General features: G+C 68.7%; 18 protein-coding genes. 4 read left to right on the top strand and 14 right to left on the bottom strand.

The genetic code is table 11. The features are described 5' to 3' along the window. Positions 1 to 188: 188 nt before the first annotated feature. Positions 189 to 1,082 (top strand): LuxR family transcriptional regulator, encoded by an 894-nt coding sequence (locus ABT063_RS32360; protein WP_351063264.1) that lies wholly within the window; start codon positions 189 to 191, stop codon positions 1,080 to 1,082. Positions 1,083 to 2,313: 1,231 nt separating this feature from the next. Then, on the top strand, positions 2,314 to 3,135 hold the full coding sequence (locus ABT063_RS32365; protein ID WP_351063265.1) for an AfsR/SARP family transcriptional regulator: 822 nt from the start codon (positions 2,314 to 2,316) through the stop codon (positions 3,133 to 3,135). A gap of 523 nt (positions 3,136 to 3,658) precedes the next feature. Here the strand turns inward: ABT063_RS32365 and ABT063_RS32370 are convergent. Together ABT063_RS32370 and ABT063_RS32375 are read right to left on the bottom strand one after the other, a co-directional pair. Then, positions 3,659 to 4,732 (bottom strand): methyltransferase, encoded by a 1,074-nt coding sequence (locus ABT063_RS32370; RefSeq protein WP_351063267.1) that lies wholly within the window; start codon positions 4,730 to 4,732, stop codon positions 3,659 to 3,661. 630 nt (positions 4,733 to 5,362) lie between these two features. After that, positions 5,363 to 6,430: a polyprenyl synthetase family protein gene (locus tag ABT063_RS32375; RefSeq protein WP_351063268.1), complete on the bottom strand. Its 1,068-nt coding sequence runs from the start codon at positions 6,428 to 6,430 to the stop codon at positions 5,363 to 5,365. Between the two features lie 335 nt (positions 6,431 to 6,765). On the opposite strand from ABT063_RS32375, the gene ABT063_RS32380 reads away from it, so the two are divergent. Together ABT063_RS32380 and ABT063_RS32385 are read left to right on the top strand one after the other, a co-directional pair. Next, positions 6,766 to 7,407 (top strand): hypothetical protein, encoded by a 642-nt coding sequence (locus ABT063_RS32380; RefSeq protein WP_351063270.1) that lies wholly within the window; start codon positions 6,766 to 6,768, stop codon positions 7,405 to 7,407. Next, positions 7,404 to 7,586: a hypothetical protein gene (locus ABT063_RS32385; RefSeq protein ID WP_351063271.1), complete on the top strand. Its 183-nt coding sequence runs from the start codon at positions 7,404 to 7,406 to the stop codon at positions 7,584 to 7,586. Before ABT063_RS32380 ends, ABT063_RS32385 begins: the two co-directional genes overlap by 4 nt. A gap of 45 nt (positions 7,587 to 7,631) precedes the next feature. On the opposite strand, the gene ABT063_RS32390 is transcribed toward ABT063_RS32385, so the two are convergent. From ABT063_RS32390 to ABT063_RS32445, 12 genes are all read right to left on the bottom strand, one after another. Beyond that, the gene (locus ABT063_RS32390) at positions 7,632 to 9,086 is read right to left on the bottom strand and encodes a nitrosuccinate lyase (RefSeq protein ID WP_351063273.1); all 1,455 of its coding nucleotides are present in this window, start codon (positions 9,084 to 9,086) and stop codon (positions 7,632 to 7,634) included. Beyond that, positions 9,076 to 11,034: an FAD/NAD(P)-binding protein gene (locus ABT063_RS32395; RefSeq protein WP_351063275.1), complete on the bottom strand. Its 1,959-nt coding sequence runs from the start codon at positions 11,032 to 11,034 to the stop codon at positions 9,076 to 9,078. The genes ABT063_RS32390 and ABT063_RS32395 overlap by 11 nt, the downstream gene beginning before the upstream one ends. A gap of 88 nt (positions 11,035 to 11,122) precedes the next feature. Beyond that, a complete protein-coding gene (locus ABT063_RS32400) occupies positions 11,123 to 12,097 on the bottom strand; it encodes a 3-oxoacyl-ACP synthase III family protein (protein WP_351063277.1) in 975 nt (324 codons plus the stop codon). Between the two features lie 218 nt (positions 12,098 to 12,315). Then, on the bottom strand, positions 12,316 to 13,491 hold the full coding sequence (locus ABT063_RS32405) for a hydroxymethylglutaryl-CoA synthase (RefSeq protein ID WP_351063279.1): 1,176 nt from the start codon (positions 13,489 to 13,491) through the stop codon (positions 12,316 to 12,318). Positions 13,492 to 13,496: 5 nt separating this feature from the next. Then, a complete protein-coding gene (locus ABT063_RS32410) occupies positions 13,497 to 14,555 on the bottom strand; it encodes a hydroxymethylglutaryl-coenzyme A reductase family protein (RefSeq protein WP_351063280.1) in 1,059 nt (352 codons plus the stop codon). Beyond that, a complete protein-coding gene (gene fni, locus ABT063_RS32415) occupies positions 14,552 to 15,643 on the bottom strand; it encodes a type 2 isopentenyl-diphosphate Delta-isomerase (RefSeq protein ID WP_351063282.1) in 1,092 nt (363 codons plus the stop codon). Before fni ends, ABT063_RS32410 begins: the two co-directional genes overlap by 4 nt. Further along, positions 15,640 to 16,755 (bottom strand): phosphomevalonate kinase, encoded by a 1,116-nt coding sequence (locus ABT063_RS32420; protein WP_351063284.1) that lies wholly within the window; start codon positions 16,753 to 16,755, stop codon positions 15,640 to 15,642. Before ABT063_RS32420 ends, fni begins: the two co-directional genes overlap by 4 nt. Next, the gene (mvaD, locus tag ABT063_RS32425; protein ID WP_351063285.1) at positions 16,752 to 17,807 is read right to left on the bottom strand and encodes a diphosphomevalonate decarboxylase; all 1,056 of its coding nucleotides are present in this window, start codon (positions 17,805 to 17,807) and stop codon (positions 16,752 to 16,754) included. The genes ABT063_RS32420 and mvaD overlap by 4 nt, the downstream gene beginning before the upstream one ends. Next, a complete protein-coding gene (mvk, locus tag ABT063_RS32430) occupies positions 17,797 to 18,777 on the bottom strand; it encodes a mevalonate kinase (protein ID WP_351063287.1) in 981 nt (326 codons plus the stop codon). Before mvk ends, mvaD begins: the two co-directional genes overlap by 11 nt. A 247-nt stretch (positions 18,778 to 19,024) precedes the next feature. Then, positions 19,025 to 20,278, bottom strand: a complete 1,254-nt coding sequence (locus ABT063_RS32435) for a cytochrome P450 (RefSeq protein WP_351063289.1) — start codon at positions 20,276 to 20,278, stop codon at positions 19,025 to 19,027. Positions 20,279 to 20,628: 350 nt separating this feature from the next. Further along, positions 20,629 to 21,546 (bottom strand): aromatic prenyltransferase, encoded by a 918-nt coding sequence (locus ABT063_RS32440; protein WP_351063291.1) that lies wholly within the window; start codon positions 21,544 to 21,546, stop codon positions 20,629 to 20,631. Between the two features lie 211 nt (positions 21,547 to 21,757). Next, on the bottom strand, positions 21,758 to 23,344 hold the full coding sequence (locus ABT063_RS32445; RefSeq protein ID WP_351063293.1) for a class I adenylate-forming enzyme family protein: 1,587 nt from the start codon (positions 23,342 to 23,344) through the stop codon (positions 21,758 to 21,760). Between the last annotated feature and the right edge of the window lie 15 nt (positions 23,345 to 23,359).

Below are 23,359 nucleotides of genomic sequence, written 5' to 3' on the forward strand. Positions count from 1 at the left end.
AGAGCGCTTATGTCCTGCTGCTCCCGGGCACGGCCCCGCTCCGACCACGCAGCCGCCCCCGGTCGCCCCGCGCAGGCCGGAAGAGCGTAAGGTGCCCTCCCTTGCGCCCAGCTCGATATCGGCCAAGGTTGCGGGCGCCCGTGGCCCTGGCTTCGTGTCCAGGTTGAGTCCACGGAAAGGATGACGTCATGAGCGCAGGCAGCGGACAGACGCGGGAGGCCCTGTCCCCCGCCGACTCACCGCTGGAGTCCCTGCTGCGGATCGCCGACACTCTCAGCAGCCTCGAACGGTACGCCACCGAAACCGCGGGTCAACTGCTCCTTGCTGAGGGCACTGACACCGAGGGTCCGGGGCGGATCCGATACGTGGAGGGCCCGGGAACCGTCCAGGAGGCGATCAGCGACGCGCTGTGGCGGGCGAAGCGCGAGATCCTCACGGCCCAACCTGACGAACCAGGCCCCGGAGCCACGCTGGACTGGGGCTATGCGGCGGTCCGCGACCCTCTGACACGCCAAGTCGCCATGCGGACGCTGTTCCAGCACAGTGCCCGGTTCTCCGAGCCCACGAAGAAATACGTGCAGAAGGTCATGGAACACGGGAGCGTGGAGGTGCGCACGCTCCCGGAGTTCTTCGACCGGCTGATCGTCGTCGACGGCGAGGTCGCCTTCATCCCCGGCGCCGAACGCCCCCACAGCGCGGCGATGATCCGGGACGGCGCCGTCATCGCGTTCCTCAGGGGCGTCTTCGAGAAGGCCTGGGTACGGGCCGAGCGGTTCCCTTTCCGTCCGGTGCGGGCGGCGGATGCCGCCCGCGAGGTGGTACCCGATGTGCGTCAGGCCATCAAGGCCCTGCTGGTCGAGGGCCGCTCCGACAAGGCGATCGCGCGCCGCCTCGGCATGAGTCTGCGGTCCGTGCAGGGGCACATCGCCTCTCTGCGCGAGCAGTACGGCGCCCAGCACCGCTTTCAGCTCGGCTACCGGATGGCACGCGGCGAGTACGCCGTCGCGCACACCGCCCTGGCCGAGTCCGCCCCGGATCCCGCCCCCGCCATGAACGTTCCCGCCCATGGAGAGGCCTCCTGACATGACTGCCATCAACTCCTCTGCCCACTCGAGGAGTTACTTCGGCGGGTTGCTTGCTGGTCTGCCCAGCGTCGCGTGGGAGCGGCTCAGCACCTCGCGGGTGTCGGCGGGGTCGATGACGTTGTCGGCGAGGCCTCGCTCGGCCCGTAGCGGGCGTACGGCAGCTTCGAGCCGTGCCGGATCTGCCTGCGACGCCTGAATTCATCCCGAGGCGAAGTGACACACACCCCGAGGTCTCCGCGTGGGCATCCGCGCCTGCTCACCTGCTCGAACTCCAGGAAGAATCCCGGGTCCACGAGCAGCTCGATGCGCTCCCGGGCCGTCAGGTTGCCCATGGCGTACTACGCCACGGTCGCCTTCTCGCTGGGACCGGCAGACGAGGCTCCCGCGCAATTATCGGCACCCTTCGCCCAGCCGGTTCGGCATCGTATGACCAGGAAATGGGTGTAAGCCCGACACTCCGAGGCTCAACCTTGACAGCAATCTTTCCGATAAACATACTCGAGAATGCATGGGGGCCGACGGGGTTCGCGATTGCCTTCGCACCGCCGGGGGGACGTTCGTGAACCGTGATGACTGTGTTCATTTAGTCCATCTGCACAGACGTCCCGGTGCCGCCTTTTTCGCTCGCTGGTGGTACCGGAGACATGGTTTTCAGCGCCGAAACACAGCTGCTCAGGGCAGCACCTGGGGCAGGCGCCATACAGCCTCCCGCGCGTCGCCCGCCGGGAGTTCACAGATTTCGCCGCCGGTGTCGTCCTGTCGCACCAGACAGCCATCGGCACGGGACAGATGGAGGATCAATGTCCGAGACCGCTGAGTCGGCAGATCTTCGCTCAGCCGTCGAGGAGTCATCTCATCGCGGGGCGTACCGCACTCGCGTGACAAGGTCCGGTCTGTCCGGACCGCGCAGGAGGATGAACTCCCGGACAGGGAAGTTAATTTCAGCGTGGGGACAAGCCGGCACGACAAGGGAGACCTCGACTGGCGCTTCACAGTCTTGAGGGCTGCCGATCCGTTTCCCAATGTGTCGACCACGCTGTCCATGCCACGCGGCCTGGCAGACTCCTTCATTGTCTTCGCCCGGCACGGGAGACTGAGACGTCCGCCGAGGAGGGACTTGTTCCTGCGAGCGGAGTGAACACTCTCCGCCCAGGGCGACCCTCCCTCACGACACACCCGCCCACCGCAGTCTGCTAAGAGGGACTCGACGAACTACGGGGGAAAGAAAATGAAGATTCAGGTACTGGGTACGTTAAGTGCCGAGGTCAACGAGGAATCGATTGTCCCAACGGCCGGTAAACCGCGGCAGATTCTGTCCCTGCTCGCCCTCTCTCCCGGACGAGTGGTGCCCGTTCCCACACTCATGGAGGAACTCTGGGGAACCAAGCCGCCGCAGAGCGCGCTGGCCACCCTCCAGACCTACATCCTTCAGTTGCGCCGACGCCTCGGCAGCGCCATGGGGCCTGACGCCCCCGGCACGGCCAAGGAGGTCCTCGCCACCCGGCACGGCGGCTACGTGATGGAGATACCCGCCGAGAGCGTCGACGTGCACGCTTACGAACGCATGGTCGCGGAGGGCCGGTCGGCCTTCGATGCCGGCGACGACGCCATCGCAGCCGACCGCTTCCGGCAGGCGCTGACGCTGTGGCAGGGACCGGCACTGGTCGACGTGCGGACCGGGCCCGTCCTCAAGATAGAGGTCATGCGCCTGGAGGAGAGCCGCCTGGGTACCGTCGAGCGGAGGATCGACGCCGATCTGCGGCTCGGTCGGCACTCCGAACTCCTGCCGGAACTCACGGAGCTGACAGCGCGTTACCCACAGCACGAGGGTCTGCACTCGCAGGCCATGCTCGCGCTGTACCGGTCAGGCCGGCAGGCGTCGGCCCTCGATGTCTACCACAAGCTGCGCATCCGGCTGATCGAGGGGCTGGGCGTCGAGCCCTCGCCGCAGGTGCAGCGGCTGCACCAGGCAATGCTGGTCGTCGACCCCCAACTGGACGTCGTCGCCGGACCGCGGCGTAGCTCGACGTTCGACCTCTACGCCGCCTGAGGCCCACAACACGGCCGACGGCTCCCAAGGGAGGCCGGCCCTCCGGCGGGACCTTTGTCCTTGCTCGGCATGCGCCGCAGCACGGTCGCTGCGGCCTGCGGTGCCTGCCGGGTCGGTGGATTTGACGGTTGCCATGAGCAGGGAGTTGGGCGCATGTGCGTGCCGTGCTCCACCGGGCAGGGGGCGGATCCCCCGCCGCGTGGCGCCCTGCGGAGTCGAACGCGAGCGCCCCCGGGACCGAGGGCCGTTCGCCCCGCCGTCGACCGTGGGCAAGCCGCACGGCGTCCTCGCCTTGTGGGGTGCTGATCGCCGCATGGCGACGATCCGTCCACAGCCTGAACGGCAACGAGTGCCGACACGACGCCGCGCCTGAACTCCCTCGCGCAACGGGCCGCCAGGCATGTACGTGGTCACGAGCTGCCTCAGCGATCTCGCGCGGCTCACCCGGCCGCCGCGACCGCTGCTGTCAGAGGGCGAGACCGCGACCGCGCCCGAGGCCGGCCGCGGAAGGCCCCCGGGCAGCTCAGTCCCGCTTGGTCGCGCAGATGACGACGCGGTTGATGATGGCGTCCGCTGGAACGTCGGTGGGATCCTTGGCGCTCACCTTCGTGATCTCGAACCCGCTCTCCTCCAGCCAACTCCGGTATGTGGACAGCTTCTGCAATCCGCCACGTCCCACCACGCAGCCGAGGATGTAGGCAGGGAAGAAGTCGGCCTGGTAGTCGTCGGTGTCCCTGATGTCCTCGGGGTACACGGGCGCGAGGACGACGATCTGCCCGCCGGGCTCCAGCGCCCGGTGGGCGTTCTTGAAGATGGTGAGGACCTCGTCCTTGTCGTACATGTCCACGAAGTGCTTGAGCAGCATCACGTCGAAACCACCCGGAAGGCACTCCAGGACGTCACCGCCCACGAACGAGCAGTGCTCCGCCACACCTTGCGCCTCGAAGTTCCGCAGGCACTCGGCCTCCAGGGCGGGCCGGTCGAAGGTGGTCACCCGCAGACCGGGCGACCCCTTCAACTGATAGGTCATGATCGCCCCCAGCCCGTTGCCACCCCTCACGTCGAGCACCCGCGCCCCGGCCGGGACGTCGAAGCTGCGGAAGAACCAGGGATAGACGCTGGCGGTCTCGTTCTGAGCCAGCGGCCCCCACGCGGCGCGCACCTCCTCGACCTCGGCCGCCGCCTCGAACATCGTGCCCTCGAAGCCGTAGAGCTCCTTCAGACCGACCACGCTGCCGGTCGACACACTGTCGGCGAGGTAGTACAACTGGCGCAGCATGCCTGTCTTGATCATGCCCATAAAGGTCAGGACGCGCTGGAGGTCTGTCTCGGCGACGTCTGCGAGCGCACCGAGGGTGTAGCCGCCGGTGGCCTCGTCCCGGGCGACGAAACCCTCCTTCACCAGCAGATACAGCAACTGCTCCACAGCGTCGGGCTTCGCGCCCACGGCCGCGCCGATTTCGGCCGCGGTCAGGCCGGCCTCCTTGCGCAGCGCCTCCACCATGCCGAGCTCGAAGCAGGCGTAGAGGTTCATAAACCGTGTGGGTCCCACCATGTACTCGCGCATCCGGGCGAGTACGGCGTCAGGGTTGGACACAGGAATCCCTTCGCATCGACATCCGGGGCGGCTCCCGCCCCAATGCTCCCAGCGAGTATCGGCAGCGTTACTGGAGCACCGGTAGAGCGGCACTGTGGCGCGGCCCGGTATCCGGCAGTTCGCGCTGTCTCTGCCGAAGTCGGTTCGCCCGCCGGACGTTTCACCAGGGCGGGCCAGGCCTTGGGCGCGAGCACCGGCAACCGTAGGACGGCACACCCGGCGTCACATCACCTGCCGTAGCGCCGGTTGCGGGCGGCATACGGACGCAGCGCGCAGCAGGACGCTGCTCGTGCGGCCCGGACCTTGGCGGGCCAGGCCCTTTCCGGCGGCTCCTGGACGTACATCGCTGTGAGCGCCGGGTGGGGCCGGGAGTCGCGGCGGGGTCGCGCGCGTTCGCGCACGACGCAGAAGAACGCCGCTGCCGGGGCTCGTAGCGGTACTTCGGGGTGGAGGGTGATGTGTTCCCGGACGGGCGCGGGACGCCGGAGCGCCGCCGTGACCACGCCCGGGCGGGCCGAGCCCTCACGTGTCCGGGACCGATGTGCTGGTGGGGTGGCCTGCGAGCGCCGGCCGGCGGATCCGGTGGGTGACGCGCGCAGTGCCCCCGGGGCGCCGGGGAAGGTGCCGGACTCAGGCTTTGCGGTAGGCGACTCGCATGGCCATGTCCGCCAGTTCGCTGCGCCAAACCTGATCGATGGGCGCGTCGGCGATGGCCTTGCAGCCCCGCTCGACGAGGCCGGCGATGTGCCTTTCGACGTCGGCGGGAACACCTGTGTCCACAAGGCGGCGGCGTACTTCGTCGGGTGTGTGGCCCGGCTCTGTGATCAGGCTGTGGATGCGCTCGTCGCGCTGCATCGCCCAGCCCAGCAGCAGCGTCATCTTGTGCTGGGTGAAGTCGAGTCCGGTGGGCTTGCCGGTGTCCGTGGAGTCACCGAAGGCGTCCAGCAGGTCGTCACGGAGCTGGAACGCCTCGCCCACCGCCTCGCCGTACTCCTCGAAGGCAGGGGCGAGCTCGTTGCGGCCCGCCACGTTCGCGCCCACTACGAGGGGCCGGTGGATGGTGTACCGGCCGGACTTGATCCTGGCGATCAGGCGGGAGCTATGGGGGGCGGCCGAGAACTCGGCGGCCGCGTGGACGTCCAGGTACTGGCCGATCATCACTTCGGAGCGCAACCGGTTCCACTCCGGGACCACCGACCTCGGCGCCTCGGCCATCAACTCGTCGGAGTAGACGAGCGCGAGGTCGCCGACAAGTATGGCCACACCCTCGCCATACCGGCGTGGCTCACCTCGCCATCCGCGGCTGTCGTGCAGTGCCGCGTGCTTCGTGTGGACGGTCGGCAGTCCGCGCCGTTGGCTGGAATCGTCCAGAACGTCGTCGTGGACGAGGGCGGACAGGTGCAGCATCTCCAGGGCCGCGCCGGCTGCCACGATCCCGGGGTCGTCGGGGTCACCGCCGGCGGCGAGATAGCCGGTGACGCAGAAGGCCGGCCGGATGCGCTTGCCGCCCGACGTGATCAGCTCGGACAGCGCATTGATGGGGACGACCGCCCGTGGGTGCACCCCGGCCCACACATCACGCTCGGCCGCGAGGAGGGAGTTCAGCCTGTCCTCGATGCGGCGAAGCAGGTCGGTGCTGGTGCGGCGAATGTGGCCGACGGCCTCCTGGCCGGTGTCGATGGTCACATCGGAAGTCAAAGGTATCTCCTCGGGTTCGGATGGTGGGGCTCTTGAGCGGGAGCGCGGTGCCCTCCGACCAGGCCGCCGCGGCTCGGCCGAGTGCACGCCTGACCTTGGTGACGACGCCTGCACTGGGTGAATCTGGAGTTCCCCTGTAGCGGCGATCGACTGCGAATGCAGAACGTTGACACCCTGAACTGCACCATGGAAATCTCCCTGTGCGTCCGGGTCGGAATCAAGTCTTCTGCCGCGACCTCTCGCTCGTCCCATGGGCCATCGAATCGACTGCGACTGTGCAATCCACATGGGCAGCTCACGACATCCGTGATGGTCGCCGGGCAAGCCACCTCAGAATGGAGATCGAATTGGAGTTACACGCCTGCCCCGAAACTCCGACTCAGGGACCCGGCGAGGCGACCGAATCCACCCTCTGCGCCTCGCGCATCCTGCAACTGGAGAGCAACCTGCGCGCGCTTCCCGGTCTCTACCAGGAGAGTCTGCACCACGTCTCACCCATATCCAGGCGAATGCACCACACGCGAGTGTCCGGAAGCCGGAGCACGGATCACCTGAACATGTCCGCGCTCGACGCCCGGCACAACATCCTCGCCATTCTCGAGTCGTGGGCCGAGTTCGTTGCCGACACGCTCGGTGGAATCGCCCCCACACGCTCGGTTCCACACATGGCACATTTCCTGCTGCGCAACCTGGAGTGGCTCACCGAACAGCCGCCCGCGACTGATTTCGCAGAGGAAATCGAGGGTCTCCGTCTGGAACTGCTGCGCACCATCGACCCGGAACCCAGTGAACCTCACGTGTTCACCTGGGAGTGTGTGGTGACCGACTGCGCCGGAAAGATCACCACGTCGTCGCAGCACGTGGGGACCGCGGACGGGACAAGCATCCGGTGTTCGTCGGGACACACCTGGGAATTGCACGAATGGGTCACTCTGCGGCCGCTCGTTGAGCGGCGGCGGAAGGCTGTCGGCACATGAGGAAACCACCGCACCACCGGCTGGTGCCCACCAAGGTGGCCGCACTCGCCGCGGGTGTGTCCGAAGCGACGATCCGCAAGTGGGTGAGCCGCGGCAAGCTCACCCGCTACGGCACACCGGGCCGGTCCGCGTTCGACATAGACGAACTCACGCAGATCGCCATACGACGACGGCGTTAGACAACAGGCGCACATCGTGGCCGCCCCAGGCGTCCACCGCCTTCGTCAGGACCTCTTACCGCCCGCCCGTGGAGGGCATGACCGGGACAGCGCGCGGTCTGTCAGCGGGCCCGCGGCCCCGGTGTAGGCCTCCGGCTCGAACAGGTCGGTCAGCCGGGCGTCGGCGAGAACGGCCGACGCCGGGCTGTCCTGCCGCAGAACATCGGCCAGCGGCTCTCCGGTGCGCGCCGAGCGGGCGGACGCCTCGTTCAGCAGGTCGCGTGCCTGGGCCTTGCCGAGCAACGGGGCGAGCACGACGGCGATCCGCTCGGAGACGATCTGTCCCCCGGTGATCCGGGTGTTGGCGCGCATCCGCCACGGATCCACCGACAGCTGGGAGACGAGTTCCACCGCCTGGTGCGCCGCGCCCCCGGCCAGCCGCAGCAGGGCGCGCAGGGGCTCCCATTCGGCGTGCCAGGCGCCGGGGGACCGCTCGTCCTCGCTCAGCAGACAGCCCAGCACCGTGGCGGCGAGCTGCGGAGCTTGCAGAGCGGCGGATCTGATGGCCGTCGCCAGCACGGGGTTGCGCTTGTGCGGCATCGCCGAGGACGCGCCCCGACCGCTGGGCGCCGGCTCGTGCAGCTCGCCGACCTCGGTCCGGGTCAGGGACAGCACGTCGACGGCGATCTTGCCGAGGGCTCCGCACAGGAACGCGGCAGCCGTGGCCGCATCCACCACGGGCGTGCGCAGCACGTGCCACGGCACGAGGGCCGCGGACAGCCCCAGTTCGGCCGCGAACGCGTCCGTGAGCTCCCGGACGTAGACGGCCGGCTCGGCTTCCGGCGCGTGGGCGAGGTATCCGGCCAAGGTCCCGGCGGCGCCGCCGAGTTGGACGGGAAGCCCTTCGGCGCTCAGTGCGTCGAGCTTGTGCACCGCGTCCAGGACGAGATGGCGCCAGCCCGCGGCTTTGAGCCCGAAGGTCGTCGGCACCGCGTGCAGGGCCAGGGTCCGGCCCGCGATCAGGGTGTCCCGGTGTTCCCGGGCGAGTACGGCCAGCTCCTCCTCGACGCGTTCGAGGCCGGCGCGGATCAGCCGCAGGACCCGGTCGACAACCAGGACGGTCGCCGTGTCGAGGATGTCCTGACTGGTCGAACCCCGGTGCACATACCGGGCCGCGTCCGGGTCCCGGTCCGCCACCAGCGCGGTGAACTCCCGCACCAGCGCCACCACCGGATTGGCGGACTCGCGCACCTGCCGGGCCAGAGCGACCAGGTCGAGCCGGTCGGCCCGCGCGGCCTCGGTGATGACCTGCGCGGCGGTCGCGGGCACTGTGCCCAGCCGGGCCTGCGCCCGGCTCAGTGCCGCCTCGGCGTCCAGCATGGCCTGAAGCCACGCCCCGTCGGATACCGCGGCCGTGACGGGAGTGGCCGCCCAGACGGGGGACAGCAGACCGGGGTCCGCCGGCACCGGCGCCAAGCCGGCCTTCCCCGCCTCCGCAGTGAGGCTGGTGTCAGTGAGCATGGGTGAGTCCCTGTCCTGTGTGAGATTCCTGTCCGCCCTCGCCGCGACAGGCGAGGGCCGCGCGGGCGAGGGCGTCGGAGTCCGTGAGTGTCACTGAGTTGACGCCCGGCCGGATGCCGGCAGCCGTCACCCAGTGCACCGACTCCGTGGGCACGCCGAACGCGAAGCGGCGTGGATGCGGCTCGCCCGCCGCGTCGATCAGGTGGAACGGCCGCCCGGTGACGGCCAGTCCGTCGCTCTCGTACGCGCCGCCGGAGCGCGTGCGGACGCGGTAGGTGGTGCACTGCCCGGTGGCCAGCAGATGGCGCAGCAGCGGATCGTCCGTGCGGCTCAGTGTGATGTCGGGCAGGCGTGCCTCGACAAGTGCGTCCACGCGGAGCTCCGAACCGGGCACGAGCGGCGAACCGGCCGTGTACCCGTTGTTGTCGACTGTCACCCGCAGGCCCGGCCCGACCACCTTCAGCACCCCGGCCTCGATCAGGGCGATCATCTGCTCGACGCGCTGTGCGGGCGGTCCGATCGACAGAAACGCGTTGAGGGGGGTGTACCAGTCGTCCAGGTCGGTGCGGTACGAATCGCCGTGCAGGGCCCCGTGGTCGACGGCGAGGCGGACCTCGTTGCGCAGGTCCCGCAGGACGTCGAGGGCGGCCTTCAGCGGGCCGCTGACGTTGCCGCACCTGGCTTCCGAGACGTCCCTGCGCAAGTAGTCGAGGAGCCAGTCGGTGAAGTCGCCCGGGCTGGCGAACTCCTTGTCCCGGTACGGGCGGGCGATCAGTTCCCAGTCCCACCGGTACTTCTCGCCGATGCCGTACGCCGAGAGGACGGCGTCCTTCTCCCGCTCCCCCGGTCCGGCCGCCAGGAAGTCGTCCTGGAGCTGCCGCGCTCTGGCAATGTGCCCGCGGGATGTGAACAGCGTCCGGTAGTAGACGGCCTCGACCTCCCGGGAGATCAGCGGCCACAGATCCTTCCTGAAGTCGAGGCCGGAGTGCTCGTGGGTGCGGCGGAGCTCCGCGATCCGGTCGGCTGTGAACAGCAGCGGCTCGTGCCGGCCGTGCGGGCCCTTCTCGTTGTCGCCCCGGGCCTGGTACGGGACGCCGCGCCGGGACCCGGCGTAAAGGTACGGCTCGCGCCCGCTGGGGTGGTAGACGAGCCGACCGGCGGCCCGCGAGAAGGAACCGCCGCGACCGGTGGTGAGCTCGGCCATGTAGTCGAAGAAGTTCAGCCCGAGTCCGCGCAGCAGCACCTTGGTTCCCGGGGACAGCACGTCGAGGTCGACGTCTGCCGGGTTGGCCGGCGGGATGCGGACCAGTCCCGCCCCCCGTACCCGGGAGGCGAACTCCCGCTCGGCGGTGTCTTCGCGGGCAGGCAGGTGCCCTTGACACAGGATCACGGCGTGCAGTCCCGCAAGCACTGTTCCGTCGCGGAGCACCACCCGCTGCAGGGATCCGTCCTCGGCGTCCGGATCGTCGTCAAGGGCTACCGCGAGGGAGGCGTGCGCGGTGACGGTCAGCCCCGGGGGCGCGCCCTCGACGGTACGCTGATACGCCCATTGCAGGTACCAGCCGTAGAACGCGCGGGTCGGGTAGGTGTCGGGTCCCAGCGCGCGGGCTTCATCGAGGACGTGGGCCGGATGGCCGTCGCCGAACTGGCCCGCGACGAGCGCCACGGCCCATTCGTACAGGCTCGGCCCCGGTTCCAGGGGACCCCGCATGTCCACGGAGACATCGGTGAACACCGATATCTGTCCGGCCACGGTGTTCATGAGCAAGTGAGGGGACTGATCGGTGCGCCACACCTTGCCGGGGCCGGGCGGGTAGGGGTCGACCACGTGGACGTGGACAGTGCTGCCCTCGGGCTGCGACCGGGCGTTGGCGCAGAGCCGTTCGAACACCGAGAGCCCGCGCGGGCCGCTGCCTATCAGGCCCACGGTGCAATGTCTCGTTGTCATGGTTCCTGCTTCTGCCGATGTCTGGAAACACTTCGCGGACCGCGGCCCTGCGCCGGGCGGCCGACAAGGCGCCGAGCGGGCGCCGACTTCACCACTCGACCAGCGCGAATCCCGCCGCCATGCCCCCGCCGAAACCGGCCAGGAGGACCAGGTCACCCGGTCGGAAGGCTCCCGTGCGGGCGGCTTCTGCCAGAGTGATCGGGATGGAGGCGGCTCCCGTATTGCCGTAGCGCGTCAGCGTGAGGTGCATGGTGGCCCTGGGCAGGGCCAGTTCCGCGAAGAGGGAGTCGAGCATGACGCCGTTGGCCTGGTGCGGGACGAAGTGGCCGATGTCGTCGGGGCCGACTCCGCTCTCGTGGAGGAACTGCTTGGTCAGCAGCGGCAAGCGTTCCTCGACGAAGCTGCGCACCGCCCGGCCGTCCATCGTGAAGTACTGGAGGCCGGCGTCCAGGGCGGCACGGTCGGCGGGCAGTCGGCTACCGCCGGCCGGTACCTCGATCAGGCCCGACAACTCGCCGAAAGTGTGCGCGCTGATACTGCGGATGCGTGCTCCCCGTCCCAGGCCCAGAACCATCGCACCGGCACCGTCACCGAACAGAACGACCGTCCTGCGGTCGGCCGGGTTCAGGATGCGCGAGTACACGTCGGCGCCGATGACCAGCGCGTGTCCGCCCCGCCTGGTGAGGATCCCCTCGGCTGCAGCCAGCGCGAACACCTCGCCGGAGCACACGGCGTTGATGTCGAACGCGGCCGCGTCGACGGCCCCGAGCAGGTGCTGAACGTAGGCGGCGGTGGGCGGCTGGGGCCGGTCGGGTGTGGAGGTGGCGACGACGATCACGGACAGCTGGCCGGCGGTGATACCGGCCGACCGCAGCGCGGCCCGCCCCGCCGATGCGGCGAGGTCCGAAGTGGCCTGCTCGGGGGCGGCCCAGCGGCGTTCCCGGATCGCGGTCTTGCGGATGACCCAGGCGTCATCGACCCCCGCCGCCGCTCCGGCCTCGTCATTGGAGACAACTCGATCCGGCACATGAGCACCGGTACCGAGGACCCCGACTTCGGTCATGCGCCCGTCTTCCCCTCAGGTGGTCTTGGATGGGCTGTGTGCACGGCCCCGCGGAGACGCGGCCGTCGCCGGAGCCGGTACGTCGAGGCACTGGCCCCGCGAGCAGGCACGTGTGTGGAAGGGCGTTCGGCTGATCCTCGTCGCAGCGCTCGACCCCGTCGGCCTGTGCCTGCCGGTGGCGTGCGGGCGGTGACCTGCACGTACCCGATGTGCATGGGTCAGCGTGTCTCGTACATGCGCTTGTGGCCGCGCAGGGCCGCCAGCCGGAAGGGGCCCGTTGTCTCCGCCGGAGTGCGGTGGTCTGCGCCGTCGGCCGGGAAGGAGTGCTCGTGCAGCCTGCGGTAGCGGGCGTATTCGACGGGCTTGCGCCGGTCGATCGCCGCGCGGTGCGCTTCGGAGCGCAGGTGTTCCCGGTAGCCGCAGACGACGGAGCCGGCGAAGAACTCGGCGACGCTGCCCGACCCGTAGCTGAGGAATCCGATGGCCTGCCCGGTCAGGTCGTCCGCCTGGTCGAGCAACGCCGCCAGAGCCAGGTACACCGAAGCGGTGTAGCTGTTGCCGATGACGTTGTTATAGGCCGTGGTCAGCCCGAGGTCTCGGGTGACGCGGTCCTCGTCGATGCCGTACCCGCAGTAGTTCAGCAGCTGACGGTGGGCCTTGTAGGCCATCTTCGTGAACGGCTGGTGGTAGCAGAACGCGGCGAACTCGTCGAGTGCGCGCCCGCCCTGCTCCGTGTAGTCCTTCCAGCTGCCCTCCACCGCCAGCAGATACGCGCTGATGGACTCCTGCCCGTCGACCAGCGCGGCCTCACGGTAGTTCGGCCGCCAAAAGTCCATGACGTCGGCGGTGAACACGCCCGACGGCTCCTCGATGCGCACCAGCGCGGGATCGGCGCCGACCAGCATGGCCACGGCGGCGGCGCCCTGAGTGGCCTCGCCCGGACTGTCGAGCTCGTACTTCGAAATGTCGCCGGCGACCACGAGAACCCGTTGCGCCGGGTCACGGCGCACCAGGCCGATGGCGAACTGAAGGGCCGCCGTCGCCCCGTAGCAGGCCTGCTTGAGTTCGACGACCCGGGTGGCGGAGGGCAGTCCGAGCAGCGAGTGGACGTATATGCCGGCCGACTTCGCCTGGTCGATGGAGGACTCCGTAGCGAAGATGATCGTCCGGATCCCGTCACTGCCGTGCCGCTCGATGATGGGCGCGGCAGCGGCCGCGCCCATGGTCACGATGTCCTCGTCAGCGGCGGGCACGCTCATCGACCGCTGGCCGATGCCTTTGTGGTACTTGTCGACGTCGGTGCCGTTGTGCTGGGAAAGGACCGCGTGCGGCAGGACGAACTCGGTTGTTGCGAACGACAGATCGTGAATTCCTATGGCTGAATCGTTGGCCATTTCCCCTAGACACCGGCCTTTGCTGTGTTGTGGTCGCGTTCCAGCTGGACGTGTGCACGCATGAGTTCACCCGGATTCGTCTGGGCCGCGAGGAGTGAGAGTTCACCGCACAACACCGTCGCCGCCGCGATGACGGCCAGCCGGCGCGCGTTCTCCCCGGGACCGCGCTCGGCCCGGCAGCCGAGCCGGGTCAGGTTCGACTCCACGAAGTCGAGCCCCTTGCCGTTTCCGACGGAGCCCACGATCAGGTTGGGCAGCGTGCAGGCGAAGTAGAGGTCCCCGTCCCGGTCCTCGGCCATGACAACGCCCTGCGAGCCTTCGACGATGTTGGCCGCGTCCTGGCCGGTGGCCAGGTAGAAACCGAGAAGCATGTTCGCGAAGTGGGCGTTCGCCGAGCGGATGCCACCGGCGAGCAGGGTTCCGAGCATGTTCTTCCGGATGTTCAGCTCGACGATCCCGGCGGCCGTTGTGTGCAGGACGTCCTCGACCACGTCACGCGGCACGAGCAGCTCGGTGACCACGTTCTTGCCGCGGCCGAGGATGCCGTTGATCGCGGTCGCCTTCTTGTCCGTGCAGTAGTTCCCGGAGATCGATCCGTAGGAGATGCCCGGAATCGTCTCCAGCAGGTGCCCCAGAAGCACGTCGGAAGCGAGCGTGGCCATGTTGTGGCCGGAGGCGTCGCCCGTGCTGAACTCGAACCGGATGAACAGCAGGTTGGCGTTGATCTCGTGGCGTATGCCGATCAGCTCGGCGAACCGGCTGCACGTGCGCACGACCTCGCGCAGCTCGCCGATGCGCGCGTCGATGGTCCGCGCGGCCGTCAGCGCGGTCTGCGCGTCCACCGCCTCCACGAGTACCGACCGGGTCATCCGCTCGTCCACGAGGGTGGCGACGATGCCCCGCTCGGACAGCATGGATACCTTCGCGCCCCGGCCCACAGAGGGCCACAGCGGCGACTCGTAGGTGGCGAGCGGGACCGGGGTTTCGGTGGTGGCCACGTTCCCCGAGATACGCAGGGGGCCCACCCACCGCATCGGAACCCCGGCGATCGCGTTGTCGGTCATCGTGTGTTTCCCGTCATTTCGTGAGGGACGTCAAGGCCGCTGGAACGGCGGGCGAACGGCCGGGGGTCGATCCCCCGGTCGGCGCAGAAGTCGCGCAGCTCCCCGTGGATCAGCAGATCGCAGTGCGTCAGGTCGGCGGGGGTGCGCGCGCCGAGCACGGTCAGGAGTGCGGCCAGTTGGTCGAGCCACGTCGCTATCCGCGCGATCAGCGCCTCCACACCGCCGTCGAGCAGCGTGCGCAGGAATGTGCCGGAGACGCCGACGCCGGATGCCCCGAGCGCCAGCGCACGGGCCACGTCGAGCGGGTTGCGCACGCCACCGGAGGCGAGGACGGGAATCGGGGCGTCCTGCGTGTCCAGGAGGCAGGCGATGGTGGACTGTCCCCAGCCGGTGAGGTAGGCGTAGTCGGCGAGTTCGCGCCGGCCGTTCTCGATGCGGGCGAAGTCGGTGCCGCCCCGGCCGCCGAGGTCGGCGACCTGCACGCCCAGGCTCTCCAGCAGTCGGACGGTCTCGCGGCTCAGCCCGAAGCCGACCTCCTTCACGATCACCGGGACGTCGACGCCGGCCACGATCTTCTCGATCTGCGGGGCCCAGGACGAGAACGACCGGTCACCCTCCGGCATCACCGTTTCCTGCACGGTGTTGACGTGGATCTGGAGGGCGTCCGCCTGGAGCAGGTCGACGGCCCTCAGCGCCTTGTCGACGGAGGCCGTCGCGTTGACATTGGCGATGACGAACCCGTCCGGGTTCTCCTTGCGCAGCACGCTGAACGTCTCGGCGCTGTCCGGGTCCTTGAAGTAGGCGCTCATGGACCCGGACGCGATGGGCACGCCGGTCTCGCGGGCGGCGATGCCCAGGTCCCGGTTGATGACGCCGGTCCGCTCGCTGCCGCCGGTCATCGCGTTGATGTACAGCGGCACCTGCCAGGAAATGCCGGCGAAGGTGGTGGCCAGTGAGATGTCCGGCCGGTCGAGGCCGGCCAGGGCGTGGTGAATGAACGACACCTCGTCGAACTGGTTGCGTCCGCAGTGCTGCTGCTGTTGCTCGACAGCGAGCCGGACGTGGTCGTCCTTGCGTTGAGCGATCATCCTTCGTTCCCTTCCGCGGCGGGACGGACCGGCAGGGGCACCACCCCGGCCGAGGCCCACCGTTCGTGCAATCGGGCTATGTCCCGCGGGGCTCCGGCGTCCAGCAGCGCGATGCCGCAGTCGCCGCCGCCCGCCCCGGAAGGCTTGGCCGCGCCTCCGACGGCTTCGGCGGCCTCGCACAGCGCCGTCAGCCGGGGCGTGAAGACACCCAGAGCGACCTCGTCATCCAGTAGCGCCAGCTCCCGCCGGGCCCGCCGGATCTGCTCCAGCAGCCGTCGGCCGTCGCCTCGCTCCAGTGCGTCGATCGCCGTGCGCACGCAGTCGGTGGTCGTGCGAATGAACCTTTGGTGGGCGGCGGTGCCGCGCCAGGGCCGCCGGTGCAGGTCGGACACCAGGGCCGCGGTGGAGGCCGGGGTTCCGGTCCAGCCGACCTCCAGCGAGAGGCTCTCGGGCACCGGCAGGCGACGCACGTCGAAACCGGGCCAGGGCGCGCGAAGCGCCTCCCCTGCACCACGCCTGCGGGCAAGGGCCAGTACGGCGGCCCGGTCGGGCGCCCGGTAGGCGATCCAGCCGCCCCAGGTGCTGGCGGCCAGGTCGCCGCCGGAGCCCTTGGGGTCGATCTCGGCGGTGGCGAGCAGGGCAAGCCGGAACCGCTCCTCGTCGGACAGCGTGAGGCCGCAGAACGCCGCGACGGCGGCCACGGTCGCCACGGTCACCGCGCCACTGGAACCCAGGCCGTACTTGGTGCCGTTGTCGTGCAGGCCGCTTTCGACCGACACATTGAACACCGGAGCGGGAAAGCCGCGTTCGGCCAGCAGCCGGGCCACGGTCTCGATCGCGGATGTCACGTGGGCGAGTTCCGCGCGCGCATCCTGCTCGTCGTCCGTGCCGTACGGGCTGAGCCGACCGTCCCGCCACTGCCGGCGCTCGCCGCGCGGGCCGAGATCGGAGGAGATCTCGACGCCCCCCTCGGCTGGGCCGGTCACGGTGACGGTGACGTAGCGGTCGACCGCGACGAGAATCGCCGGATTGCCGGGCTCGACCACCGCGTACTCCCCCGCGACGAACAGCTTGCCCGGCGCGCGGCGGACGACGGTTCGCTGACGGGTCATCGGCCGTCCCCGCGCAGCAGGCGGGCGCCCGGCCCCGGCTTGGCGACGAGCACCGAGCCGTCCGGGACGGTTTCGCTCATCGTCTCGGCGACCCGGTCGGCGTCCGTACGGCGGCACAGCACCTTGACGTTGGGTCCGGCGTCCATGGTGGCGTAGGCAGGGATGCCCTCGCGTCGGAGCCGGAGCACGCTGTCGAGGACGGTGAGCGTGGCCGGCGACAGGTAGCGCACGGCCGGCCGTGCCGCGAGCATGGTCGCGTGCATGCCGAGCGCATTGCGCTCCGCGATCTCCCCGACCGCCTCGATGTCTCCGGCGAGCAGTGCCGCCCGCATCTCGGTCAGGTCCCCCTTGCTGGAGACGGCCCACGGCTCGTACAGCGGGGAGGTGTCGACGGTCCGCCGCATGGCCTCCCGGCTGGACACGGCCTTGGGGCCCGCGTTGACCACGGCGATGACCAGTGCCGGATCGAGGTCTCCCGCAGGCACAGGCTCGGCGTGGGAGCTGAGGTCGGCTTCCGTCGCCGTGCCGGAGTCCAGGCCGGCGTGCCACATGGCGAAATCGCCGAAGATCGACCGGGACGCCGACCCGGAGCCGCGCCGGGCCAGCCGAGACAGGGCAGTGGCGTCCAGGTCGAGCCCGTACGAGGCCGCTGCGGCGACGGCGAGGGCGGCGAAGCCGCTCGCGGACGATGCGAGGCCCGCCCCGGTGGGGACGGTGTTCTCGCTGTCCACAACGGCCCTGTGCGCGCTCCCGGCCCGTTCCCTCACCAGGTCCAGGAAAGCGACGACGCGGCGCAGTGCCTCGCCCTCGGCGGGCCGGCCGTTGAGGGTCACCTTGTCGTGCCCGGCCCCGGGGGCGAGGCGGACGCAGGTGGTCGTCGGAAAGACGTCCAGGGTCATCGACAGGCTGTCGACACGGGGCAGGATCAGGTGTTCGTCTCGCTTGCCCCAGTACTTGATCAGCGCGATGTTCGGATGCGCGACGGCGGTGGCACGTCCGGCGGTGCCCCGCTCCTGCGCGCGGACGAGGGTGGTCGGGCTTTCAGAGTGCATTCTCGGCAAGCCCTCTCAGCGGCACGACCCAGCTCTGCACGGCGCCCGCTGCGTGAAGCTGCTGGGTGACCTCGCCGGCCTGCTCCGGCCGGGCCAGGGCGATGACGCAGCCGCCCAGGCCACCGCCGGTGATCTTGGCTCCGAGGCTGCCCGCCGTGAGCGCGGCTTCGACGAGGGCGTCGATGCCATGGGTGCTGAGCCCGGCCGCCCGCAGCAGATCGTGGTAGTCCGTCAGCCGCGAGCCGAGTTCCTCCGGCCTGCCGCCGGCGAGGGCGTGCCGGGCCTCTTCGGTCAGCCGCGATGCGCGGTGCACGAATCTCTCCTTTGCTCCGTCGTGCTGCTGGAATCCTTCGCGCAGCAGCTCGACCGCGTCCCTGGTGCGGCCCACGACGCCGCTGTCCGCGATGACGAACAGGCCCTGGCAGCCGATGCTCAGTTCCCGGGCCTCGCCCCGCTGGAACAGCAGTGGGGCGGACGCGCCGACGGCCCGTGCGTCGACGCCGCTGGAGCGGCCGTGCGCCATGTTCTCGGCCGTCTGCACCAGGTCGAACACTTCGGTCTCGGTAACCTCGCGGCCGTAGAGATCGGCGAGGGCATGGACGACCGCACGTGCACAGGCCGCGCTGGAGCCGAGCCCCCGGCCGTGTGGAATCGCGCAGTCGATGATCACGTCGAGGTGCGGGCTGTCGTCCACGCCCATGGCCGCCGTGAACTCGGTGATCAGCCGACGAAGGCCGTCGGATGCCTGCGTCACCATCGGCCGCGACGGGGAACCGGTCATCGTGAAGGACACGTTGCCCGCTCCGTCGGTCCCGCGGCAGGACCAGCGGGCGCTGGCCGTGACCGTCAGCTGCGGAATGGGAAGAGCGAGCGCCGGAGCCCCGTACACGACGGCATGCTCCCCGAGCAGAATGGCTTTGGCGTGGGCGCGACCGATACCGACGGAACAAGCCCGGCGGTCTTTTGACACTCCCTCCGCTGAGGTCGGCAGCGTCAAAGCACTCAACTCCCCTTGTCGTTTCTGCGGTGAGATCGCATCATCCAGCGGTTCAGGAGAACATCAGAAGAACTGCCGCCGTCCTTGCGGCCGGCGGCAGCACCGTCGGCATGGGGTGAGCGACGGTCGAGCGGGCGCTCTCGGCGGTGTGAGCGCCGGTGCGGCGGGGCGTGGTCCCTGAGGACCGGGCGCAGGTGCCGCGGAGTCCGCCCCTCACTGGTCAGCGCAGCTGGGGGACCATGAGAAGGCGACGGGGATGAAGCGTGGTCTCCGGCGCTGTGCGGACATGACGGTCGGACTCGGTGGTCAGCTTCCATTCCTGCGTCACCACATCGAGGATGACTTCGAGTTCCTGCCAGGCGAACAGCTCCCCGACGCACCCCTTCGATCCGATTCCGAAGGGGATGTAAGAGGCGTCCACCTTGCTGGGACGAATGGAGAGCCACCGGTCGGGATCGAACCGATGCGGATCCGGATAGCATTCGGGGTCCCGGTGCAGCAGGTAGGAACTGAATACTACATTCGTTCCCGCAGGCAGCGAGTAGTCGCCGAGCATGACATCCGAAAGTGCCTTCCGGCAGGAAATCCATACCGGGGGATAGAGTCGCAGAATCTCCATCAGGAACCGGAGAGTGTAGCTGGACGCACCATGGTCGTGCACGGCGCTTCCGCTTCGCCTCTGCATCAGGTCCTTGAGGAGCCTTTCCTCGGCCGAAGGATTTCTGGAGAGCACGTACAGAGCCCATGACATGACGGAGGCCGTGGTGACCGTGGCCGCAGTCAGCATCATGGCCGCCTCTTCGCACACCTCCTCCGCCGTCAGGACACGGTTCCCCTTGTCGTCGGAGTCCGCCAGGAGCGCCGAGAGGTAGCCGACCGTCGATTCCGGAGAAGCCATGAGGTCGGCGATGCATTCCGCGAGCAGTTCCCGAAATTCCTTGCGCGCCTGGGACAACCTCCTGGACGCGCCTGGCCGCGCCGCTCGGGCTGCTGACTTCCCATAGAGCGGCTTCCTGATCATTTCCCAGGCCAAACAGGCGAGACGCTCGCTCAACGCCTTCGTCGTCTCGGGCGGCAACCCGGCGATGAGCGTGCCCACAGCGATCGCACAGGTGATCCGGCACATCTCGGACTGGATGTCCACAGCGTCCCCGGCTCGCCACGAGGACACGATGTCACGAACGATGTCACGCATGGTCGGAACATATTCGTCGACCTTCGTCGACCGCAGATAGGGATTCGCCAGACGCCGGTAGTGCCGGTGCATGGTCTCGTCTTCCGAGAGCATTCCCACCCTGCTGAGGTTTCTGGCCTTCCGAAAGAGTTCACCCTTGCCGTAGTTCTTGCTCTCGCTCACCAGTATCCTGCGAACCAGGACTGGGTCCCTGACGAACACGGCGTCGAGGCCGTCCACTGTCAGGCGGCGGAGCCGGTGTCTTCGAAGGAGACTCTCCATTCGGCTGAATTCGAACACGGGACTCCCGTGTTCGCCCGGATCGTCCGCGCTTAAGTTTGCCGAGTTAGCCCGACTCATTATTGCACTCACCTCTCGTACGCAATTCTGCGTGCGGTCCGTGACTGACTTGAACTGTGGTATCGACGGACACGGAGCGCGGCGCGCGGCCGGCTCGGGTCGCGCGGGGTGTCGTGGTGCGGGCGGGCAGGACGCTGCACAGCAACCGCCGATGCGGCGGAGTTACAGACCGAGTACGCACCTGACCGCCGAACCGCCTCGCCGCGTGAGCAGTTCACAACAGGGAATCCCGCGACGAGCAGGAGTCCCTGAGGATCGGCCGCCGCCCGGCGGGTGAACCGCTTCCGGGATTATGCGGATTCCTTGTCACGAGCGGCGATGTAAGCGGCGTTCAGCCGGCTGACGGAGCGCCAGCGATAGTACGACTGGAGTTTGTAGTACTCCTCGCCGGCGGACGTCACGGCTGCGTAGACCATCTTGGGGTCGTCGACACCGTACGGAACGCTCTTCACGAAGTGCTCGATCTTGGTGCCCAGCCGGGCGAAGTACGCCATCGGAGTCTGTGTCTTCACACCGTAGGAGATCCGCTCGATTTCCATGGAATCCCAGTTCTGGGTGGTGTAGAGCCCGAACGACTTCTCGCAGAAGTTGAACATCTGCTCGCTCGGGCTCGGCAGCCCGATGTCTTCGTGCATCGCCAGGACGGTCTCCCTCTCGAAGCATTCCGCAGGTGCCGCGAGGTACACGTTCATCGTTCGGCTGCGGTAGTCGATCCCGATCACATCCACTTTCTCAGCCAGGCCGTAGCGGGTGAAGAAATCGACGTTCTCAGCCAGACTCCGCGGCATCGACTCCAGTTCGGTGAGCCGGGCCAGAGTCTCATGCTCTCCCGCTGGAAAGTACACCCAGATCTTCTTGAACCCGGAAGTGACTCCGAAGTCGATGCCGTAACTGTCGATGGGGCAGAGCTGCTGGATGTCCGAGAGCAGGTTGCCGATGGGGTGGCCCGTTTTCGCGATCAGGCCCTTCGACAGGGCGACGGCGTACGGGTCCGCCTCCTTGGGAAGGGTGAAGCGAGCGTCGAAATCTCCTTCATGCTGCGCGTTGGTGGCCACCCTGAAGGCGATCACGGCCTGGGGAAGCGCGTCCTCGAACGCGGTCAGGATGGGCCAGACAATGTCACGCGAAGCAGTCACGTCCAGCAGGTCGGCTGACTTCTCAATGGCTGAGTAGACACTCGCCACATCGACATCGACGGTACTCGGCATCATTACTCCCAAGAGTTAATCTCGGTCCCTGTTTTGCATTACTCACGTTGGGCTCGTGAGCCGTACGGGGTGCCTTCGGTCATCCCGTACAGCTTCGGATCCTGTCGATCAGGCCGAGTTCCAAGCTGGATGGCAAGGTCATGAACCGCCAGGAACCCACCCCTTTCGAGCGGATGGTTTTCCACCGCCGTGGCGGCCTGCTGGGAATGGATCACTCCCGGTCCTTGAGTTCGTCCTTGAGCCGGTCGGCCAGCGCGAGGCGCTGCACCTTGAGCGTGCCGGTGCGCGGCAGTTCGGCCTCGGGGATCTGGACCGGGTCGGCCAATTGGGGAAAGTCGGCGACGGCCGCACGCCAACGGTCCAGGTCCAGCGGCTGGTCACCGTGGGTGCAGAGCACCGGGACGGCCTCGGAGTGCGGGCCGTGGACCACGACCAGCTCGCTCAGCTCACGCAGCTTGGCGAGGACCAGGTCCTCGACCTCGAGGGAGCTGCGGACCCCGGGGATCATGTCGACCTCGCGGTCGAGCATGTGCAGGCAGCCGAACCTCGTGAAGTAGCCGACGTCTCCGGTACCCCACCAGTCGCCGTCCCGGTTGCTGACGTAGCGCTCCTGCTCACCGAAGTACGTCTTGGCCAGACCGGGCCAGGAGACCTGGATGCGGCCGGGGTTTTGCTCCGTTGGCCGTTTTCCGTCGCGGCTGACGACGCGGACCTTCGCCGAGCCCACGGGCATCTGCCAGCCGACGCAACGGCCGTTGGCCTTGTGGGCGGAGTGGCGGAAGTAGGCGCGGCCGACGGCGGGTCCGACCTCGCTCTGCCCGTAGATCTGGAAGAACAGAGCGCCCCTCCGCTCGGACGACTTGAGCAGCCGGCTCATCGTCCCGGGATGGATCGCGTCGAAGGTGCTGCTGAAGTACTTCACCGAGGCGAACGGCTTGCGCGGGTCCTCGGCCAAGCCCTCCCACGCCATCAGTGAGTTGGGCAGCGCCTCGACGAGCCCGGGCCGGTTCTCGAGGAGCAGCTCGGCGACCGTCTCAGGGTCCGACTCGTTCATGAGCAGCACCGGCATCTCCTTCAGGAGTGCCAGGGCCATCGCCGCGACGTTCCGCGAGTGCACGAAGGGGATGTGGATCGCGACTTTCTCCCGCTTCCGCATGAGGGAGAGCAGCCGCCACTGCGGCTTGAGCCGGATGCCCTGGGTGCGGGGCGTGTGCACGACCAACTTGGGCACCCCGGTGGTGCCGGACGTGTGGGTGATCACGGCGGCCTGGTCGATGGGCCGCACCACGGGCGCGACCCGCGGCGACCCGGCAAGAGCACCCAGCGACACGGTCTGCGGCCGCTCACCGGACACGATGATCACCTGCCGGGTCAGATCCGCCAGAGGCAACTCGGCCAGTACATCGAGCTTGGGTTCATCGGTGAGCAGGTTCGGCCGGTCGACCCGCTTGAGCAGGGCACCGACAGTCACCGCGTCCAGGCTGGGCGAGAGCAGCACGGGCACCGCGCCGATCCGGGACGCGGCGCAGGCCAGCACCCACACATCGGCGTTCGCCTGCTTGTGGAGCACGACGTGCTCGTCGGGCCGCACACCGGCGGCCCACAGGCGCGCCGCCAGGTCATCGACCAGCTCGGCGAGCCGGGAGACCGTCAGGTGCCTGCCCACCTCGGGAAGAACGTCCAGATCGTGGTCGAGAGTGATCGGCGTCGCCCCGTTGACGGCCGCGGCCATGGCCGGCAGCAGGCCGATGTGAAGACCGCGCTTCTGTATCGATTGATAGGCCACGGAGCCTTTCATGGGGCTGTCTCCTTT

Source organism: Streptomyces sp. NPDC002838 (genome assembly GCF_040295365.1).
Lineage (GTDB): Bacteria > Actinomycetota > Actinomycetes > Streptomycetales > Streptomycetaceae > Streptomyces.

Bases quoted from the DNA above. Each gene is read 5' to 3' on its own strand.
- ABT063_RS32360 (WP_351063264.1), top strand. From the start codon at position 189: ATGAGCGCAGGCAGCGGACAGACGCGGGAGGCCCTGTCCCCCGCCGAC.
- ABT063_RS32365 (WP_351063265.1), top strand. From the start codon at position 2,314: ATGAAGATTCAGGTACTGGGTACGTTAAGTGCCGAGGTCAACGAGGAA.
- ABT063_RS32380 (WP_351063270.1), top strand. From the start codon at position 6,766: ATGGAGATCGAATTGGAGTTACACGCCTGCCCCGAAACTCCGACTCAG.
- ABT063_RS32385 (WP_351063271.1), top strand. From the start codon at position 7,404: ATGAGGAAACCACCGCACCACCGGCTGGTGCCCACCAAGGTGGCCGCA.
- ABT063_RS32390 (WP_351063273.1), bottom strand. From the start codon at position 9,086: ATGCTCACTGACACCAGCCTCACTGCGGAGGCGGGGAAGGCCGGCTTG.
- ABT063_RS32395 (WP_351063275.1), bottom strand. From the start codon at position 11,034: ATGACAACGAGACATTGCACCGTGGGCCTGATAGGCAGCGGCCCGCGC.
- ABT063_RS32400 (WP_351063277.1), bottom strand. From the start codon at position 12,097: ATGACCGAAGTCGGGGTCCTCGGTACCGGTGCTCATGTGCCGGATCGA.
- ABT063_RS32405 (WP_351063279.1), bottom strand. From the start codon at position 13,491: ATGGCCAACGATTCAGCCATAGGAATTCACGATCTGTCGTTCGCAACA.
- ABT063_RS32410 (WP_351063280.1), bottom strand. From the start codon at position 14,555: ATGACCGACAACGCGATCGCCGGGGTTCCGATGCGGTGGGTGGGCCCC.
- fni (WP_351063282.1), bottom strand. From the start codon at position 15,643: ATGATCGCTCAACGCAAGGACGACCACGTCCGGCTCGCTGTCGAGCAA.
- ABT063_RS32420 (WP_351063284.1), bottom strand. From the start codon at position 16,755: ATGACCCGTCAGCGAACCGTCGTCCGCCGCGCGCCGGGCAAGCTGTTC.
- mvaD (WP_351063285.1), bottom strand. From the start codon at position 17,807: ATGCACTCTGAAAGCCCGACCACCCTCGTCCGCGCGCAGGAGCGGGGC.
- ABT063_RS32440 (WP_351063291.1), bottom strand. From the start codon at position 21,546: ATGCCGAGTACCGTCGATGTCGATGTGGCGAGTGTCTACTCAGCCATT.
- ABT063_RS32445 (WP_351063293.1), bottom strand. From the start codon at position 23,344: ATGAAAGGCTCCGTGGCCTATCAATCGATACAGAAGCGCGGTCTTCAC.